Origin of the sequence: Saccharopolyspora spinosa NRRL 18395 (assembly GCF_000194155.1) — a bacterium.
Taxonomy (GTDB): domain Bacteria; phylum Actinomycetota; class Actinomycetes; order Mycobacteriales; family Pseudonocardiaceae; genus Saccharopolyspora; species Saccharopolyspora spinosa.
Genome location: NZ_GL877879.1, coordinates 594067 through 611147, shown reverse-complemented (window position 1 = coordinate 611147; position 17081 = coordinate 594067). Strand labels below are relative to the sequence as shown.

Sequence of the window (17081 nt, the reverse complement as noted above, 5' to 3'; positions counted from 1 at the left end):
AAAGGGGGTATTCAATCTCGGCCACGGGCCCCCCATAAAGCCTGGTCAGGAAGAGCGCTGCCGCAACACCGGACCGCTGACCTGGCAATACCGGACAGTACCCAAGCACGGGGACGTCGCCTCTCCGCCGCCTGCGAACCGCCGACCGGTAGTCTTCGGAATCCGATACCAGGTGGCGATCACCACACTGTTGATCACCTGTGTGAAGTGGTTAGAATTCCCCGCCGCCGCCAGGCCTCGGCCCAGCGGCCAACCGCGAAGTTCCAGGAAGGATGCATGAGCAACGCAACGCAATCCGCGCTGCGCGGCAGTCAGCGCGACCAGCCCGGAAATCCGCACGCGGCCTTCGGCGGAATCGACAAGAGCTCCGTTCGCGCGACTAACGAACCCCCCGATTTCATCGCTATCCAGGAGAGCGCGGAATTCCGCGCCCTGCGCCGCCGGCTGAAATGGTTCGTTTTTCCGGCTACGGCGTTTTTCCTGATCTGGTACATCGGGTACGTGGCGATCGCCGCCTACGCCCGCGAATTCATGGCCCGACCGCTGATTGGCGAGATCAACGTCGGACTGGTCATGGGCATCGGACAGTTCATCACCACGGTGGGCCTGACCGCGCTTTACGTCCGGTTCGCCCGCCGCCGAATAGACCCCGAGGTCGACCGGATCCGACTGGACGCGGGAGAGTTCGACCAGTGAATGAGCCGCAGCTGATCCCGGCCGGCAGCGCGATCATCAACACCAGCGTCTTCGCGGTGTTCGTGCTGATCACACTGTTCATCGTGTACCGGGTGAGCAACCGGGGCACCTCCAGCGACTACTTCGTCGCGGGCAGCTCGTTCAGCGGTGCGCAGAACGGCATCGCGCTCTCCGGCGACTACCTGTCCGCCGCGTCGTTCCTGGGCATCGCCGGGGCGATCGCGACCTACGGCTACGACGGCTTCCTGTACTCCATCGGCTTCCTGGTCGCCTGGCTGATCAACCTGCTGCTGATCGCCGAGCGCACCCGCAACACCGGCCGCTTCACGATGGGCGACGTGCTCAGCTTCCGGATGCGCCAGCGCCCGGTGCGGGCCGCGGCGGCCGCCTCGACGCTGGCCATCACGATCATCTACATGATCGCCCAGATCGCCGGTGCGGGCGGTCTGGTCGCCCTGCTGCTCAACGTGCACGGCAAGTTCGGCCAAGCATTGGTGATCGCCGCGGTCGGCGCGATCATGATCACCTACGTGCTGGTGGGCGGCATGAAGGGCACCACCTGGGTACAGATCATCAAGGCGGCCTTGCTGCTGTTGTCCGTCGCGATGATCACGATCTTCCTGCTCGGCAAGTTCGGCTACAGCTTCACGAACCTGCTGCAGCACGCCGCCGACAACAACCCGCACGGCCGCGACATCTTCGCCCCCGGCGTGCAGTACGGGAAGTCCGAGCTGACCAAGCTGGACTTCGTTTCGCTGTCGCTGGCCCTGGTGCTCGGCATCGGCGGCCTGCCGCACGTGCTGATGCGGTTCTACACCGTGCCCAACGCCCGCGAGGCCCGCCGCTCGGTGGTCTGGGCGACCTGGGTGGTGGCGGTGTTCTACATCTGCACCCTGGTCATCGGCTACGGCGCCGCCGCGCTGGTGGGCACCGACGCGATCCTGGACGCACCGGGCGCGGAGAACTCCGCGGCCCCGCTGCTGGCCTACCGCATCGGGGGCACGGTGCTGCTGGGCATCATCGCCGCGGTCGCCTTCGCCACGATCCTGGCGGTGGTGGCCGGGTTGACGCTGACCGCATCGGCGTCGTTCGCGCACGACGTCTACGCCAACGTGATCCGGCGCGGCGACATCGACTCGGACTCCGTGGTGAAGGTAGCCCGGTTGACCGCGCTGGTGATCGGCATCGCCTCGATCCTCGGCGGCATCCTCGTTATCGGGCAGAACATCGCGTTCCTGGTCGGCCTGGCGTTCGCGTTCGCCGCCTCGGCGAACCTGTCCACGCTGCTGTACTCGCTGTTCTGGAAGCGGTTCAACACGACGGGCACGCTGTGCAGCATCTACAGCGGGCTCGGCTCCTGCCTGCTGCTGGTGATCTTCTCCCCGGTGGTGTCCGGCTCGCCGGACTCGATCCTCCCGAGCGTGGACTTCGCCTTCTTCCCGTTGAAGAACCCCGGCATCGTGTCCATCCCGGTATCGTTCATCTGCGGAATCATCGGAACCTTCGTGGGCCGCGACTCGGTCGACGAGGAGCGCCAGGCGGAGATGGAGGTCCGTGCCCTGACCGGCATCGGCTCCCGCGCCGGCTGAGCCCAGCATTTCCAGGCTCGTTCTGCGGATGCAAGTTGCGTGCGTGGGCTGAACACCTTGTGGCGTTTGTGACAGCTTCGGCCGGTCAAGCTGAGCTTCGCGGCGACGGTTGGGGCTGCGAGTGGAAGCGGCTGCGGCACTTCGCAGACGAACGTTGAGACGTTCTCGTCGGCACGCACCGCATCGGTGCCGCTGCTCCGCTAACCCACAGGTGGGGTTCGTCGTTCACCCCGATCGCCGCGAGTCACCGGCCGCTCACAATTGCGCTCTACCCAATCGGATACTGCCGGTCGACCGCAATTCTCCATAAACTGGAGTTGCCCGCCAAAAGGACGCTTCAGCAATAGCAGGGGGCAATGGGGAGCGACCTGGCGGGCGTATCGGGGGGTATTCCATGCGAACGGTTCGAAATGCACTGCTCGCTGCGGTCACCGCCGCCGTCCTGCCCATGTCCGGGCTGGGCGTCCACGCCGCCACCATCGCGGCCGAAATCAAGAACGGCCTGGTCGCAATGGTCGACAAGGCATCACACGGCCGGACCGGCTACTTCCGTGGGCCCGGCGTCCGGATCCGCTCGGCACCCAATACCGCCGCCTCCGCGCGCGGCGTGGGAAATCCCGGGGACAACGCCACCATCCGCGAGGCGGTCGGCGGGGAATCCGTCCGCTGCCCGGACGGATCGGCGAATTCGGAATGGTTCGACATCACGAATCGCCGCACCCACATCAGCGGATTCGTCAGCGGTTGCTACCTCTGATGGAACCGCATTCGGACGCCGGGAACCGCCGGGTCAGAAATCCTGGTCCGATCCCTGGCGGCCGATCAGCCGCAACCGCCGCAGGCGCACATGCCGGGCGTGCCTGATCACCGGCCGGACCGCGAGCTCGCAGCTGCCCAGCAGAAACAGCCGGGTGCCCGCGTTCGCCGTGTCCTCGTGGAAGAACAGCAGGCTGCCGGCGCTGAACCAGATCGCGATCAGGAAGTCGTTGACAATGCTGACAAACTCGTACCGCTTCCGGATCACCAGCACTTCGTGCCCGATCCGCAGCACCCACGGGCTCGACTCGGCCGGATCTCGCATGATCCGATTGTCCGAACATCCGCAGGATTCCGCAGGTCACAAGGGCTATCCCAGCGCGGCGGCGGCCGCTCGCCCGGCCTGCCGACCGGAGAACAGGCAGCCGCCGAGGAAGGTTCCCTCCAAGGCCCGGTAACCGTGCACGCCACCACCGCCGAATCCCGCGACCTCGCCGGCCGCGTAGAGGCCGGGCAGCTGCTCGCCCGAATCCCGCAGCACCCGTCCGGACAGGTCGGTTTCCAGCCCGCCCAGCGTCTTGCGGGTCAGGATGGACAGCCGCACCGCGATCAGCGGCCCGGCGGCCGGGTCCAGCAGCCGGTGCGGCTCGGCGACCCGGATCATCCGGTCGACCACGTAGCGGCGGGCCGCGCGGATGGCGATGACCTGCTCGTCCTTGCCCAGCCCCGACGCCACCTGGCGGTCGCGGGCCACGATCTCGCGCTCCAGCGCGGCGGCGTCGATCAGCTGGTCGCCGACCAGGTCGTTCATCCCGCACGCCAGCTCCGCAACAGTGCGCCGGACGACGAAGTCGGGGCCGCGGCGGACGAATTCGGCGACCGGGCCCGGGGTGCCACCGCCGCCTCGCTGCAGCAGCTTGCGGAGGCTGCGCTCGGTCAGGTCCGGGTTCTGCTCGGAGCCGGACAGCGCGAACTCGCGGCTGATGATGCGCCGGTTGAGCACGAACCACGTGTACTCGTGGCCCGACTTCGCGATGTGCTCCATCGTGCCGAGGGTGTCGAAGCCCGGGAACAGCGGCGCGGGCAGCCGCCGCCCCTCCGCGTCCAGCCACAGCGACGACGGGCCGGGCAGGATCCGGATGCCGTGCTTGCTCCAGATCGGCGCGTAGTTGCGGATTCCCTCGGTGTAATGCCACATCCGGTCCGGGTTGATGATGTGCCCGCCGCTGCCGGACACCACTTCGAGCATCCGCCCGTCCACGTGGTCGGGTACCCCGGCGATCATCTCCTTCGGCGGTTGGCCGTAGCGCTCGGGCCAATTCCGCCGCACCAGGTCGAGGTTCCCGCCGATGCCGCCCGATGCGACGACGACGGCCTGGGCGTGCAGCTCGAAATCTCCTGCCACGGCACGAGAACTCGGCTGTCCGCGTTCCGCCAAGCTCGGCGCGAGTACCTCGCCGCGCACCCCCGTCACCGCGCCGCCGCTGGTGATCAGCTCGCTGACGCGGTGCCGGAACCGGAACGACACCAGTCCTCGTTCGGCCGCCTGCCGCACCCTGCGGATGAACGGCGCGAGCACCCCGGGGCCGGTGCCCCAGGTGATGTGGAACCTCGGCACGGAATTGCCGTGCCCGGTGGCCAGGTAGCCGCCGCGCTCGGCCCACTGCACCAGCGGGAAGAACCGCACGCCCTGCGCGGTCAGCCAAGCCCGCTTCTCCCCGGCGGCGAAGTCCACGTAGGCCTCCGCCCACTGGCGCGGCCAGTGGTCCTCGGGCCGGTCGAAACCGGCGGAGCCGAGCCAGTCCTGGAGCGCCAGTTCGCGGGAGTCCCGGACGCCCAACCGGCGCTGTTCCGGGGAATCGACCAGGAAGAGACCGCCGAACGACCAGTGCGCCTGGCCACCCAGGGATGCCTCGGGTTCCTGGTCCACCAGCACCACCCGGAGGCCCGCGTCGGCCAGTTCTGCGGTGGCGACCAGGCCGGCCAGGCCGGCACCCACCACGATGACTGCAGCGTCCAACGTCATTGCCGACCTCCGCACTACCGAGTGGTAACGGGATGTCTGTATACCGCAGCCTCAGCCACTTCGACAGCCCACCGGGCCGTTCCGCTGCGGCACCGCAACATTTTCCTACGCGCGGAAATCCACCCGGTCGGGGTGTATCCAGCAAATTCGCTGGCATTCCGATCCGGGCTTCAGGAATCCTGTTTCCAGTGCGGCGATTCCGGCCGCTGGTTATTCATTATCCGCTCACGAAGGGATTTTCGCATGTCCAAGTTCGCTTCCGTCGCGCCGTTCCGCGTCGGCACCCGGTCGTCCTCCTGGCGTCGGACCGGGCGAACCGATGTCTGGCGCATAGTCGTCCCCGCGCTGTTCGCCCTCGCCGCGATCGCCGTCGGTTCCGGAGTCGCGTACGCTGCTCCGCCGGAAAAGCCTTGTGCAGCAGGAGCTTTCTGCAGCTACCCGGAGGAGGAGTTCGCCGGGCAGGTGCACGAGCTCGGCCTCCAGACGACCACGTTGGAGCAGTGCGTCCAGCTCCGGCAAGACGTGGAGGTGCGGTCCTTCGTGAACAACACCGGTCATCCGGTGACGGTCTACCAGGACCCCTACTGCGACACCGGTGCGGAATTCGCCACGTACCCAACGGGTTCCCAATCACCGCGGACGACATACGTCGCCCGGGCGATCAAGATCTGGTCGCACTGACCGCCGAGAAACCGTCCTGAACCGAATCGCGCGCGCCTCCGACGGAATCCCAGCCCCGCCCCGCCCGGAATCCCCGACTCAGGTGTCCGACCTACCGGGACGACACCTGAGAACCCCGAGCAAAGCCAGGCCCGTCGGACGCAACCGCCAGGACAGGAACTCAGCGGACCAGGTCCCGCATCAGCTCAAGCAGGCGCTCGGCGGAGTTGGCCCAGGTGAACTTCGCCGCCTGACCACGAGCCGCGGCGACCAGATCCGCACGCGTACGGGAATCCTCCACGGCACGCACCGCGGTGGCGAAGTCCTTCGACGACCCCGGATCGAAGAACCTAGCGTTTCCCCCGGTCACCTCGTGGAAGATCTCCAGATCGCTGCAGACCACCGGCGTCCCCGCGTTCATCGCCTCGATGATCGGCAGCCCGAAACCCTCGTCCCGAGAAGCGGTGACCAGCGCGCTCGCCCTCCCCAGCAGCGCCTGGTAATCGCTTTCACTGATTCCCCGCCAGAAAACGACATCGACATCAGGAGGTAGCTGTCCCCGCAATTCCGCTTCGCGCGCAGGCGCGACTCGACTGACCAGGTGCAGGCGATACCCAGGAAGGAAAGCCATGCCCGCGATCAACGTTTCCACATTCTTGTACGGCATGAACGAACCCATGTACACGAGCTCCCGGGGCCCACCCGGTTGTTCCTGAGCCGCACCGGATTCGACCCCGTCGAGCACGTCGACCCCGTCGAGCAAGTCGACTCCGTCGAGCAGGTCGAGCGCGTCGTCCTCCGGCGGCGGGGACGGTGCATTGTGGACGACCGTCACCGGGCGCCGGGTGAGCCGGTGCTCCGCGATCAGCTTCTTGGTCGTCTCGCTGACCGTGACCACCGCGTCCGCGCGGTTGAGCATCACCCGCTGCGGCCAGAACGCCTTGTGGTAGAGCCGCCAGGCGGCGCGCACCGGCAGCGGGAGGAACCCCGGCGGCTGCGGATGCCGGTAGTAGATCAGGTCGTGCAGGGTGAGGACGAGCCGGTAGTCGCGCCGGAACCCGCCGATCACCTGCAGCGGGCTGAACACAACGTCCGCACCGAGCCGGTTCAGGGTGCGCGACAGCCACAGCTCGCGCGGCGAGAACGGGCTGTTGACCTTCACGTGCGGGACACCGGACGGCAGCAGCCGCAGCTGCCGCTCGTCATGGATCAACATCGTCACCGGAAGGAGGTGGTGCAATGCCTCGATCAAGCTCGCGCCGTAGCGGCTGATCCCGTCGTGCTGATCGGTCCGCGTCCAGCGCGCATCGACGACGACGTTCGTCGTCACCGACCCTGCCGCACCCGAACGCGGGTCCGCGGTCCCGCCGCTTTCCTTCCCCGGGCCGTTCATGGCGCTCCGAGGAAGCGTCGGATCGCTTCGGACGCCTGCCCCGGCGTCTCGTAGTGCACCAGGTGGCCGACGTTCGGGATCACCACGAGTTCGGCGTCGGGGAGCCGAGCCGCGAGCGCGCGCTGGCCCTCCAGGGGCGCGATCTCGTCCGACTCCCCCGCGATCAGCAGCGTCGGCATCCGGAGCGCGTCGGTGTGGTCGGCCACGGTGTGCGTCACCGAAGCCTCGAAGGTCTCGCTGAGCAGGGCGGGGCTGTGGAAGCGGCTGAAGTACCGCAGGTGGTTGGCGTCGATGAACCCGCGAAGCTGCTTGTCCTTCGTCCGCGTCATCGCCCGGCTCGCCGCCAGCACCACCCACCTGTTGCTCAGCAGCGAATGCCCTGCCCACAACGGCAACCGCTTGCCCAGCGTGTAGTAGGCGGACGTGAGCCCGGACAGCACCACGCGCGGTCCGCGCAGCGCCGGAGTCGCGATCGGGTTGATCAGCACCAGGCGTCGCACGAGTTCGGGCGATGTGGCGGCGACGCGGGCGGCCACGATCGAGCCGAAGGAGTGTCCGAGCAGCGCGATCGGCCGGGTCCGGCCGCCGAGCAGCGCGATGAGCTCGGTGATGACCTGCGCGTAGCCGGCAACGTCGTGCCGCCGCCCGCTCATCGGCCCGGAGTCCCCGAATCCGGGCAGGTCCGGGATCACGACGCGCTGGTCCGGCAGGCCCGCCGCGACGAGCTCCAGACCGTGGTGGGTGCCGCGCAGGCCGTGCACCATCAGCACCGTGTCGGCAGGTTCGACCGGGTCGATCGGGACGACCGAACCGACCTGGGTGACTGCGGGGCCCGCCGCGGTGACCAGGTTGCTGGTCTCGGTGAGGTGCTCGCGGTAGACCCAGTAGTGCAGCTCGGCGCCGCCGACGTGCTCCACCCGCTCCGCGGGGTGGAGTTCCGGGGTGGTCATGCCGGATCAGCTCGCCAGCTCGGTGCGGATTTCGTCGAGCTCGACGGCGCCGTCCGGGTCGATCGCGTGGTGGTAGATCGCTTCGAACCGGCCCAGGATCTCGTCGATGTCGTGCCGGGACACGAGCCGCTCGCTGGCCGCGCCCATCCGGTCGATCGTCATGCGGTCGCTGATCACGTCGTCGATCGCGCTGGCCAGGGCGTGCACGTCTCGCGGCGGGTACAGCCAGCCGTTCTGGCCCGGTTGCACGAGGTGCGGCAGGGCCATAGCGTTGGCCAGCACCACCGGGGTGCCCGCCGACATGGCTTCCATTGTCGCCAGGCTCTGCAGCTCGGCGATGCTGGGCATGCAGAACAGGTCGGCGCGGGCGTAGGCGTCGAGCAGCTCGCTGTCGCTGAGGAACCCGTGGAAGTGCACCCGGTCGGCGATGCCGAGTTGCGCCGCGAGCTGCTCGAAGGCGGCGCGTCGGCTGCCGTTGCCGACGATCTCCAGCCGCGTCGGCGTCTTGGTGCGCAGCAGCGCCATAGCCCGAAGCAGGTCGTCGATGTGCTTCTCCTCGTCGAGCCGTCCGACGAACAGCACGGTACGGGTGCCCGGATCCGGATGCTGCTTGCGGTAGCTCCGGGCCCGACGCCGATACCGCTCGACGTCGATGCCGCAGGAGACAGGCAGCGCCAGCTCGGCGAACCCGTTCTCCTGCAACAGCTGGACGGCTCGCGGCGTCGGCGCGGTGACCAGCTGCGCCTTGCGGTAGTGCTTGACCAGGTTGTGCCACAGCAGGCGGCCCGCCGCGTGCTGGAGGAACTGCGGGACCTTGAAGTAGCCGAAGATGTTCTCCGGCATGAAGTGGTTGGTGGCCACCAGCCCGATGTCCCGTCGGCGCGCCGAGTTGATCAGGCCGCGGCAGATGAAGAAGTGCGACTGCACGTGGACGACGTCGGGCTGGATCTCGGCGATCAGCCGGTCCGCCTGGGCGGCCTGCCACGGCAGGAGACCCCGGATCGACGGGTGGAACGGCGAGCCGTATGAGGCGACGCGGTGCACCGTCACGCCGTCCTCGACGTCGATGCGCGACTCCCGGTCCGTCGAGTGGCAGACGACGTGCACGTCGTGGCCGCGACCGGACAGCCCAGTCGCCAGGCGGTGGCCGAAGTTGGCCGCCCCGTTTACGTCGGGGGGATATGTTGTCGCGCCGATCACGATCCGCAGCGGGCGCCTGCTGAACGGTTGCGAAGTCAAGTGGAACTCCCGTCAGGACGATCTGTCGAACTCGGTCCGGCAAGATCACTGCTGCCGGTCCCAGTGGTCGTGGAGGTCGCGGTGTTCGTCGGGGGCACAGCGGTCGAAGACACGGTGGTCGCAGAAGGCAGAACAGCAGAGGACACAGTGGTGGCGGCAGCGGCGGCGGGAACGCGGTGCCCCTGGGTGTCGGGGTGGTAGCGGGCCAGCGCGAAGACGCCGGCGCAGGCCACCACGGCGCAAAGGGCTTCGCCGACGGCCGTCCACGTGCTGACGTGGTCGGCTTCGCCGAGCAGTCCGATACCCAGGCCCACGGCCACCAGCGGGTCGATCACGGTCAGGCAGGCCACTACGAGGTCCGGCGGGCCGCTGGCGTACCCGTGTTGCAGCAGCCAACCGCCCACCACCATCGCGACGACGATGCCGAGCAGCGGCAGCGGGTTGATGTCCAGCAGTTCGGTCGTGCCCAGCTGCTGCGCCACAGCCCGCATCAGCACCGAGACGTACCCGTACGCCACCGCGCAGCCAGCGGCGAAGAGCACGCAACGCGCCTTCGACCGGGTCAGCAGGGCCAGCACGCCGAGCAGCAGGATCGCGCCGGCCACCAGCTGGGTGGCCAGCAGCTGCTCGCCGCCCGCGATCGGAGTGGCGGTGGCGCTGCCAGCAGCGAGGAACACGAAGGCGCCGACGCCGCCGGTGGCCGCGACCACCGAGAGCGCGACGCTGGGTTTGAGGTCGCGCGCGTGGATGCCCTGCTGCCGGAGGTTCAGCATCAGCAGCACGGTGATCGGCAGCGCCAGCACGCCGACCGGCTGCACCACGCTCAGCGGTGCCAGGCCGAGCGCGCAGGCGTGCAGCACGGTGCCGCTGCCGAGTGCCGCCAAGCCCCCCAGCCAGCGGGGGTTGCGGAGGAGCTGGGCCTGGCTGCGGAGGCCGAGCCCCCCGCCGTCCATCGTGTCGTGCACCGCGGCGTGCTGCAGTCGTGCTCCCACGGCGTACCCGCAGGCCCCGAGCGCGGCAAGCAACACCGCGAGTGCAGTCATCGCGGACCACTCCCCGCGGGTGTGGTCGGATGGTGGTGCACGACCGCGTCAGTCCTCTTCACCAGGCTGCGGGAACGTTCGACTGCCGAACACCCTAGTGCGCGATCCATGCCACGTCCCGCTGTCGAGCCCCGCGGCGTCCGCCGCGTCGGCCTACTGCCAGTGCCAGGTTCCGAACCTGCCGATTCCTGCCCTCGCTGTCCGTCCACACCGCTCAATCTCGCGTCTCGCGAGTCCGACTCACATCCGGGGCCGGACCCCCAATTTCCCTGAGACGTGTCAGGTTCGCACCCTGGGGCGCCCGCCGGACCGCTGGGTCGCGACGCCCCCGGATCGACCCCGAAACCCCTCCGGGCCTGCGGAAACGTGGTTCGGCACCGCCCCGGTCAAACCTCCGGGAAACCCGCATGCCGACCTCGGTCCGCTCACCGGGCATTACAGCAGAGCACGTAATTGCGGCGGCTCGTGAAACGCCAGACGAATATGTGCGAACCGATACGGTGAACGAAAGTCGACTGTTAGACGAAAGGTGCGGAAAGAACCCAGCAGGTTTCGGAATCGTTGCACCCGGGCGCGACCGAGGCGCGCCGGACGCACCACCCGCATGCGCTTCTGCACTGTCCGCCGGATACACATGCACGACTGTAGAACAACGTTGCTGAGGACTTTGTCAGCAACACTTCCCACCAGGGCGGACCGGAACGGCACTGCCCGGTGGACAAACCGGCGGATTATCGGTACCCGGGTGAAGACCCCCCGCCAGCAGGGAAATCACATTGGTCGAAGATCAACTATTCGGGGCGGAAACGGTGACGAATGCGACACCACGACAACATCACGCCGCGAAACTGTTCGCGCACCGGAACAATTCGGTCACGACCAGTGATCAAATCCGGCGCTTGCTCCGGCCCGAACGGCAATGCTCGCTCATCTTGGTGAGACGATGCACTCGTGGCTGTTGACTCCGACGCCTCCCAGCACGGCCGGTCCGCGAAGCCGGTGCACACCGCCGACTCGGACGAGCGCAATGCGGTCGGCGCCAAGGCCGCCGTGGTGGCGGCACTCCTGGGCGGTGTGCTGCTGACCGCGCTGGCCGCGACCGCCTACACGGCCGTCGGCACCATCCCGGGCCTCCCCGACCTGCCGCCGCTCGTGCACTTCGGGTTGCCGGCCGCGCGAGCCCTGCTCGACGTCGCGGCGCTGGCGACCGTCGGCCTGAGCCTGCTGCCGAAGCTGCTGGGCTTCGACCGCCCCAAGCACACCGAGCCGGTCATGGCGCTTGCCAGGCAGTTCACGGTGGTCACCGCGCTGGTCTGGATGCTAAGCGCCCTGCTGTCACTGGTGCTGCACACCGCGGAGCTCAGCCCGGACCGCCCCCTGACGACCGGGCTGCTGATCGACTACGTGGCGAACGTCCCGGCAGGTCCCGGCCTGCTCGTCAGCGCCGGCGCCGGGCTGCTGTGCGCGGCGCTGGGCCTGGTCGCGGTCCGGTTCGGCGAGAAGGTCCCGGCGGAACTGCGCACCATCATCGCGTTGCTCGGCCTGCTCCCGATGCCGCTGACCGGTCACGCCACGGACTGGCAGTACCACGACTTCAGCATGATCTCGATGGAGCTGCACGTGATCGGCGCGGCGATGTGGACGGGCGGCCTGGCCGCCGTCGCGCTGTTCGTGGCGCCGCGCCGCGGGCTGCTCGCCGAGGCCCTGCCGCGCTTCTCGAAGCTCGCCACCATCGCGATCTTCGTCGTCGGGATCTCCGGGCTGTTCAACGGCCTGATGGAGCTGATCATCACGCCGGCAGTCGGCCTGCCCGGCCTGATCAGCACCGGCTACGGCCAGATCATCCTGGCCAAGGCCGGGTGCCTGGTGGTGCTGGGTGCGGTGGCGTCGCAGATGCGCTTCCGCCTGCTGCCCCGCATCGCGCGCCACCAGCGCACCGCGCTGATCGGCTGGGCCGCTGCCGAGGTCGGCGTGATGGGCATCGCTTACGGCTTGGGGGTCGTGCTCTCCCGCGCCCCGGTCATCGTCTGACCGCGCGACACCACCCGCTGCCAGCTCCGGCGACCGCTCTCGGTGTCGAGCAGGTACGAGATGAGCCACCACACCGCGGCGAACAAGACCACTGCGTACAGCACCGACCAGTAGTCGACCGGCGGCGAAGCGATGTAGGTCTGCTGCATCCACAACGCCAGGTAGGTCACCGCCGTCACGACTGCCGCCCCGGCGAACGGCCGGATCGCCGGCGCCAGCCGGAACGAGAGGTCGATCGCCACGGCCCCGGCGAGCAGGAAGAACGGCACGGCCGAGATCGGGAAGCCCGCCGCCCCGAGCAATGCCCAAGCCACGCAACGGAAAACGAGGTAGCCCGCGGCGATGGTGGTCGCCGTCCATTGGCGCCCGGCCAGCCGCCGGGCGAGCACTAGCGTGCCGAGCCCGGTGACCGTCGCCCACGTCGGGTAAACCCAGTCCGGCACCGGCAGCGTGAACGACTTCACCGCGATCCAGTCCAGCGGCCGCCCGAGGTCGTCGGCGGCGAACTGCAGCAGGGTGTCCTCGGCGTACGGAGTACCGCGCTCCCAGGCCGCCAACCCGAGCACGCCGTACTCCTGGTGCTGGTTGAGGAACAGGAAGTTGTCGAGCACCGTGAACCACAGGAAGCAGGTGACCGGGTAGAAGTAGCGGTCCCCGCCGCCGTAGCGGGCCCACCCGCGGAGCAGGCCGACGCTTATCAGCCCGGTGCCGAGGTAGAGCAACGCGTGCGATGGGCTCCACGCGGTGATGTCCAGCCCGTTGATCCGGTGGTTGATCACGTCCAGCGGCGCGGCGACCAGGAAGATCCCGAGCCCCCACTGCATCCAGCGCAGCGTGGCGCGGTCGACGCCGATCCCGGTGTAGGTGTGAAAGACCACCAGGCCGATCACGATCACGGTGCCGACCGTGTTGATCAGGTGCGGTGGCGCCAAATCGTCGCGCAGCCACCGGAAGTGCCAGCAGATGTCCCAGGTGGCACCAGCGATCTTGAGCACCATCGCGGCCACCCACCAGCGGTAGAGCGCGACCACGAGTTCCCGGGGAGCCTCTCGACCCGGTTCACCACGCGTCCAGTGGCAACGGAGCAGCTCCGCTGTACTCGCCATCGCGTTCACCTCCGCACTTCGCGATGCTCACCCGAAAAACGGTAGTCGGTACCGATCGCGAACGGGGCGCAACGACATTCTCGGCGGCAATTTTTTGACGGTGCGCCTGGTCCGCGCACGACGGGCCGGAGCAGCCGGAATCCCGTTCGCTCCGGAACGAACGGGATTCTGCGACGAACGAAAGCTCGGTCAGCGGGGGATCTTCAACACCTGGCCGACGTAGATCAGTTCCGGGGCGGTGATGCCGTTGACCCGGGCGATCTCCCGCCAATCGACGCCCAATCGCTGCCCGATCGCAGAGAGCGTGTCGCCGGGCTGCACGACGTAGGTCTCCGGCGGTGGCGGCGGAGGCGGCGCGCCGGCCCCGGTTAGCACCTCCAACGGAACCATCGACACGTTCAGGTCGGTGTTGCCGCCGATCCCGGGAACCTGCCCGTCCGAGGCGTGCTGGTGCATCGCCACCCGGTCCGTGAGGTAACCGGGTTCGCCCGGCGGGCGGCCGTAGTGCGCGACCCACAGGAACACCCCTGGGTCGACCCAGGTCTCCGGCGCGAGCTTGCCCTGGAACCAGGACGCCGAGGCGTAGACCACGACCTCGTGCCGGCCCGTGTGCCCGCGTATCGCGTCGACGAACCCCTTGATCCAGGCGCCCAGGTTCGGCGCATCCGTTTCGATGTCCAGGCACGGCGGCAGGTTGCCCGCCGCGCTGGAGTTCAACCGCCCGAGCTGAGCGGCGAAATCGGCCGCGTCCTGCTGGGGCGAATTCGTGTCCGGGCGGGCGAAGTGGTACAGCCCGGTGCCCAGCCCGGCACCGCGCGCACCGGCCAGCTGGGAGTCCAGCGTCGGACTCACGTATCCGACGCCTTCGGTCGCTTTGATGTAGGTGAACGCGTATCCAGCTCCCCGAACCGCTCCCCAGTCGGGTTGCCCCTGATATCGCGATACGTCAATACCGGGAATTCGCTCGGCCATGATCAACCCCCTGACTACGGCCTCCTGCCGGTGCCAAACTATCGAAGTCCAGCATTCGGGCAGTCCCGCCGTTCAGGTCAAGATCGCCGCCCGATTGGTCGATATCCGAGCGAGAGTTGCGGAATCACGGGGCGGGAATTACTCAGATCGGGTTTGTTCTTGGCCTCAATACGACCTTTTCGGTGCAGTGGACCGTCACTCGATCCGCCGGTCGCGGGCGCCCATTGCGTCACGTGGAGCGCGCGGATCGAACGGTTGCGGGCGGCGGGAAAATCGGTGGCGGAGGCAACCACACCGACACCCGGACGTCTTCAGAGCAGCAGAGCAATTACCGACGACCCCGCCGCGAGGACGGGGACGGGAGGTGGTCATCGTGACCCCGCACCGATTTCGGAGTTTCGGCCCGCGGGCGCTCCAGGCGTCCGGAGCACTGCTGATCGCCGGGCTGATGGCGGGCTGCGGCGCGACGAGCGCCCAGCACGGCCAAGCCGTCACGACACCGGCGGAGAACGTCCGACCGGCAAGATCGGCCGCCAGTCCGGCAGAACAGCCGGCGCCCCAACCCGGGACCGACGGCAACACCAACACCGGCAACGCCGACAGCACCGGCAGCCGGGCGACGCCCACGACGGCCCAGGTGCGTCACCAACCGAGCAAGGTGCAGCGCTGCCACACCTCGATGCTCACGGGCTCGCTGCAGAACTCCGAGGCAGGGGCGGGCCAGCGCTACGCGCAGCTGGTGCTGCAGAACACCAGCAAGGAGACCTGCACCCTCTACGGCTACGGCGGGATGCAGCTGGTCGACGGATCCAGCAAGCCGCTGCCGACCACGATGGAGCGGACGCCGAACCCCGGCCCGGGCCTGATCACGCTCGCGCCCGGCCAGTCGGCCAACGCCACGCTGCACTGGACTGCGGTCCCGCACGAGGGCGAGCCGACGGACGGCCCGTGCCAGCCGACTCCGGTCAGCGCGCAGGTCATCCCGCCGGACGAGACCGATGCCCTCGCCGTCACCTGGAACTTCGGCCCGGTGTGCGGCTTCGGCGCCATCAACAACAGCGCGTACCACCAGTGACGCCGGTCAGGCCGGTTTCCCGCGAAAGCGGCCGCCACCCCGGTCGCTCCACTGCTGAGCTGCGACGACACCGGCGCGGCGGAAGATCGAACGGCGAAAAACCCAGGGGGGCTAGCCCGATCAGACGAGGTGTGCTGGGGTGGCGACATGATCGAGCCAACGGATCGAGTGGTCAGCGGACGGCACTGCGAGCTGGCGGTGCGCGAGTGGTCGGGGACCAACCCGGGCTGGATCGCGCTGATCTCGCACGGCTACGGGGAGCACTCCGGCCGGTACCAGTGGGTGGCCGAGCAGCTGGTGGGCGCCCGCGCGCTGGTCTACGCCCCAGACCACGTGGGGCACGGCCGCTCGCCCGGTGATCGGGTCTACTTCGAGGACGCCGAGACGGTCGTGGCCGATCTGGAAACCCTGCGCCGGGAGGTCGCCGCCGAGCACCCGGAACTGCCCGTCGTCCTCATCGGACACTCGATGGGCGGGATGCTCGCCGCCCGCTACGCCCAGGAACACCAGGAGCACCTAGCAGCGGTCGTGCTGTCCGCGCCGGTGCTGGGCACCTGGCACGTGCTGGACCTGCTGGAGCACGACGTGATCCCGGACACCCCGATCGACCCGGCGACGTTGTCCCGCGACCCCGAGGTCGGTGCGGCCTACGTCGCCGACCCGCTGGTCTGGCACGGCCCGATCAAGCGCGCCACGCTGCAGGCCGTCGACGACTGCCTACTGGCCATCAATGACGGGCCGATGCTGGACAAGCCGACCTTGTGGGTACACGGCGAGGACGACGAGCTGGTGCCGGAGGCCGACACCCGCACCGGCATCGACCGCATCCGCGGCAGCGAGTTCCACGAGCACATCTACCCGGGCGGCCGCCACGAGCTGCTCAACGAGACCAACAAGGCCGAGGTGATGAACGACATCCTCACCTTCATCGGCCGCGAGCTGAACTCGTAGGACCCCGCTTCCCGGCTCGTTTTGCGTGGCGGTTGGGATAGCTTCTGCCGAAAACCGAAGATTGTTAATAGCAGGCGGAAATAATCACGATCACTACCTGTTCGGGTGAGGCGTGTCGCTTGCGCGGTTGCAGCTCAGGTCCAGCGCATGCAGCTTGAGGAGGCCGACGGGGGTCGGCCTCCAGGTGGGGCGGAGCGAGCGAGGTGGCCATGAACGTCGAGCGCGCACAGGACCTGATCGGCACTCCGGTGTTCGACAGCGAAGGCGACCGGGTCGGCCGGGTCGGCAACGTCTACGTCGACGACGTCACGCACCAACCGGAGTGGGTCACCGTCCGGATCGGCATCTTCGGCGTCAAGGAGACCTTCGTGCCGCTCAACGGCGCGACCACCGAGGAGAACCGCCTGGAGCTGGGCGTCTCCAAGGACCGGGTGAAGAACGCCCCGCGCGTCGAGGCCGAGCACGGCCACCTCTCCGACCAGGAGGGCCGCGACCTCTACCACTACTACTACGGCCTCGGCCAGGGCGAGCCCACCGGGCCTGACGAGGGCGAAGCCTGAGCACCGCGCCGGTTCGCGCGACTTCACCTGATCA

Annotated in this window: 16 protein-coding genes; 8 read left to right on the top strand and 8 right to left on the bottom strand. The window is 68.4% G+C overall.

The annotated features are described in order from the left end of the window. Positions 1–276 precede the first annotated feature (276 nt). The 3 genes from SSPN_RS0122000 (at position 277) to SSPN_RS0121990 (ending at position 3042) form a co-directional block, all read left to right on the top strand. Positions 277–696: a DUF485 domain-containing protein gene (locus SSPN_RS0122000; RefSeq protein WP_010308896.1), complete on the top strand. Its 420-nt coding sequence runs from the start codon at positions 277–279 to the stop codon at positions 694–696. Then, on the top strand, positions 693–2285 hold the full coding sequence (locus tag SSPN_RS0121995) for a solute symporter family protein (RefSeq protein WP_010308893.1): 1593 nt from the start codon (positions 693–695) through the stop codon (positions 2283–2285). The genes SSPN_RS0122000 and SSPN_RS0121995 overlap by 4 nt, the downstream gene beginning before the upstream one ends. Positions 2286–2679: 394 nt before the next feature. After that, positions 2680–3042, top strand: coding sequence for a hypothetical protein (locus SSPN_RS0121990; protein WP_010308892.1), 363 nt, complete (start codon positions 2680–2682; stop codon positions 3040–3042). A gap of 33 nt (positions 3043–3075) precedes the next feature. Here the strand turns inward: SSPN_RS0121990 and SSPN_RS0121985 are convergent, their stop codons facing one another. Together SSPN_RS0121985 and SSPN_RS0121980 are read right to left on the bottom strand one after the other, a co-directional pair. Further along, complete coding sequence (locus SSPN_RS0121985; RefSeq protein ID WP_010308889.1) at positions 3076–3366, bottom strand: YrhK family protein; 291 nt, start codon at positions 3364–3366, stop codon at positions 3076–3078. A gap of 45 nt (positions 3367–3411) precedes the next feature. Beyond that, complete coding sequence (locus SSPN_RS0121980) at positions 3412–5067, bottom strand: FAD-binding dehydrogenase (protein WP_010308886.1); 1656 nt, start codon at positions 5065–5067, stop codon at positions 3412–3414. A 243-nt stretch (positions 5068–5310) separates the two neighbouring features. On the opposite strand from SSPN_RS0121980, the gene SSPN_RS0121975 reads away from it, so the two are divergent. Then, positions 5311–5748, top strand: a complete 438-nt coding sequence (locus SSPN_RS0121975) for a peptidase inhibitor family I36 protein (protein ID WP_010308882.1) — start codon at positions 5311–5313, stop codon at positions 5746–5748. 160 nt (positions 5749–5908) lie between these two features. Here the strand turns inward: SSPN_RS0121975 and SSPN_RS0121970 are convergent, their stop codons facing one another. Genes SSPN_RS0121970 through SSPN_RS0121945 form a run of 4 tightly spaced genes read right to left on the bottom strand, consistent with a single transcriptional unit; the run spans position 5909 to position 10352 of the window. Continuing rightward, positions 5909–7057: a glycosyltransferase family 4 protein gene (locus SSPN_RS0121970; protein WP_029535604.1), complete on the bottom strand. Its 1149-nt coding sequence runs from the start codon at positions 7055–7057 to the stop codon at positions 5909–5911. A gap of 59 nt (positions 7058–7116) precedes the next feature. Beyond that, positions 7117–8070 (bottom strand): alpha/beta fold hydrolase, encoded by a 954-nt coding sequence (locus tag SSPN_RS0121965; RefSeq protein ID WP_010308877.1) that lies wholly within the window; start codon positions 8068–8070, stop codon positions 7117–7119. Between the two features lie 6 nt (positions 8071–8076). Continuing rightward, the gene (locus tag SSPN_RS44950) at positions 8077–9309 is read right to left on the bottom strand and encodes a glycosyltransferase (protein ID WP_010308874.1); all 1233 of its coding nucleotides are present in this window, start codon (positions 9307–9309) and stop codon (positions 8077–8079) included. After that, positions 9306–10352, bottom strand: coding sequence for a DMT family protein (locus tag SSPN_RS0121945; RefSeq protein WP_010308871.1), 1047 nt, complete (start codon positions 10350–10352; stop codon positions 9306–9308). The genes SSPN_RS44950 and SSPN_RS0121945 overlap by 4 nt, the downstream gene beginning before the upstream one ends. A gap of 951 nt (positions 10353–11303) precedes the next feature. On the opposite strand from SSPN_RS0121945, the gene SSPN_RS0121940 reads away from it, so the two are divergent. Continuing rightward, complete coding sequence (locus SSPN_RS0121940) at positions 11304–12383, top strand: copper resistance D family protein (RefSeq protein ID WP_010308868.1); 1080 nt, start codon at positions 11304–11306, stop codon at positions 12381–12383. On the opposite strand, the gene SSPN_RS44945 is transcribed toward SSPN_RS0121940, so the two are convergent. After that, entirely contained in the window at positions 12338–13489 is a 1152-nt protein-coding gene (locus tag SSPN_RS44945; protein WP_143539464.1) for a hypothetical protein, read from the bottom strand. The two genes, SSPN_RS0121940 and SSPN_RS44945, sit on opposite strands and share 46 nt — an antisense overlap. Before the next feature lie 189 nt (positions 13490–13678). Continuing rightward, positions 13679–14461, bottom strand: coding sequence for a GH25 family lysozyme (locus tag SSPN_RS0121930; RefSeq protein ID WP_044575291.1), 783 nt, complete (start codon positions 14459–14461; stop codon positions 13679–13681). Between the two features lie 373 nt (positions 14462–14834). Between SSPN_RS0121930 and SSPN_RS0121925 the strand changes: the two genes are divergently transcribed. The 3 genes from SSPN_RS0121925 to SSPN_RS0121915 all read left to right on the top strand — a co-directional run bounded on the left by SSPN_RS0121925 (position 14835) and on the right by SSPN_RS0121915 (position 17047). Then, entirely contained in the window at positions 14835–15536 is a 702-nt protein-coding gene (locus SSPN_RS0121925; protein ID WP_237710683.1) for a DUF4232 domain-containing protein, read from the top strand. Between the two features lie 147 nt (positions 15537–15683). After that, the gene (locus SSPN_RS0121920; RefSeq protein WP_010308855.1) at positions 15684–16487 is read left to right on the top strand and encodes an alpha/beta hydrolase; all 804 of its coding nucleotides are present in this window, start codon (positions 15684–15686) and stop codon (positions 16485–16487) included. 209 nt (positions 16488–16696) lie between these two features. Next, on the top strand, positions 16697–17047 hold the full coding sequence (locus SSPN_RS0121915; RefSeq protein ID WP_010308852.1) for a PRC-barrel domain-containing protein: 351 nt from the start codon (positions 16697–16699) through the stop codon (positions 17045–17047). The last annotated feature ends 34 nt before the right edge of the window (positions 17048–17081 follow it).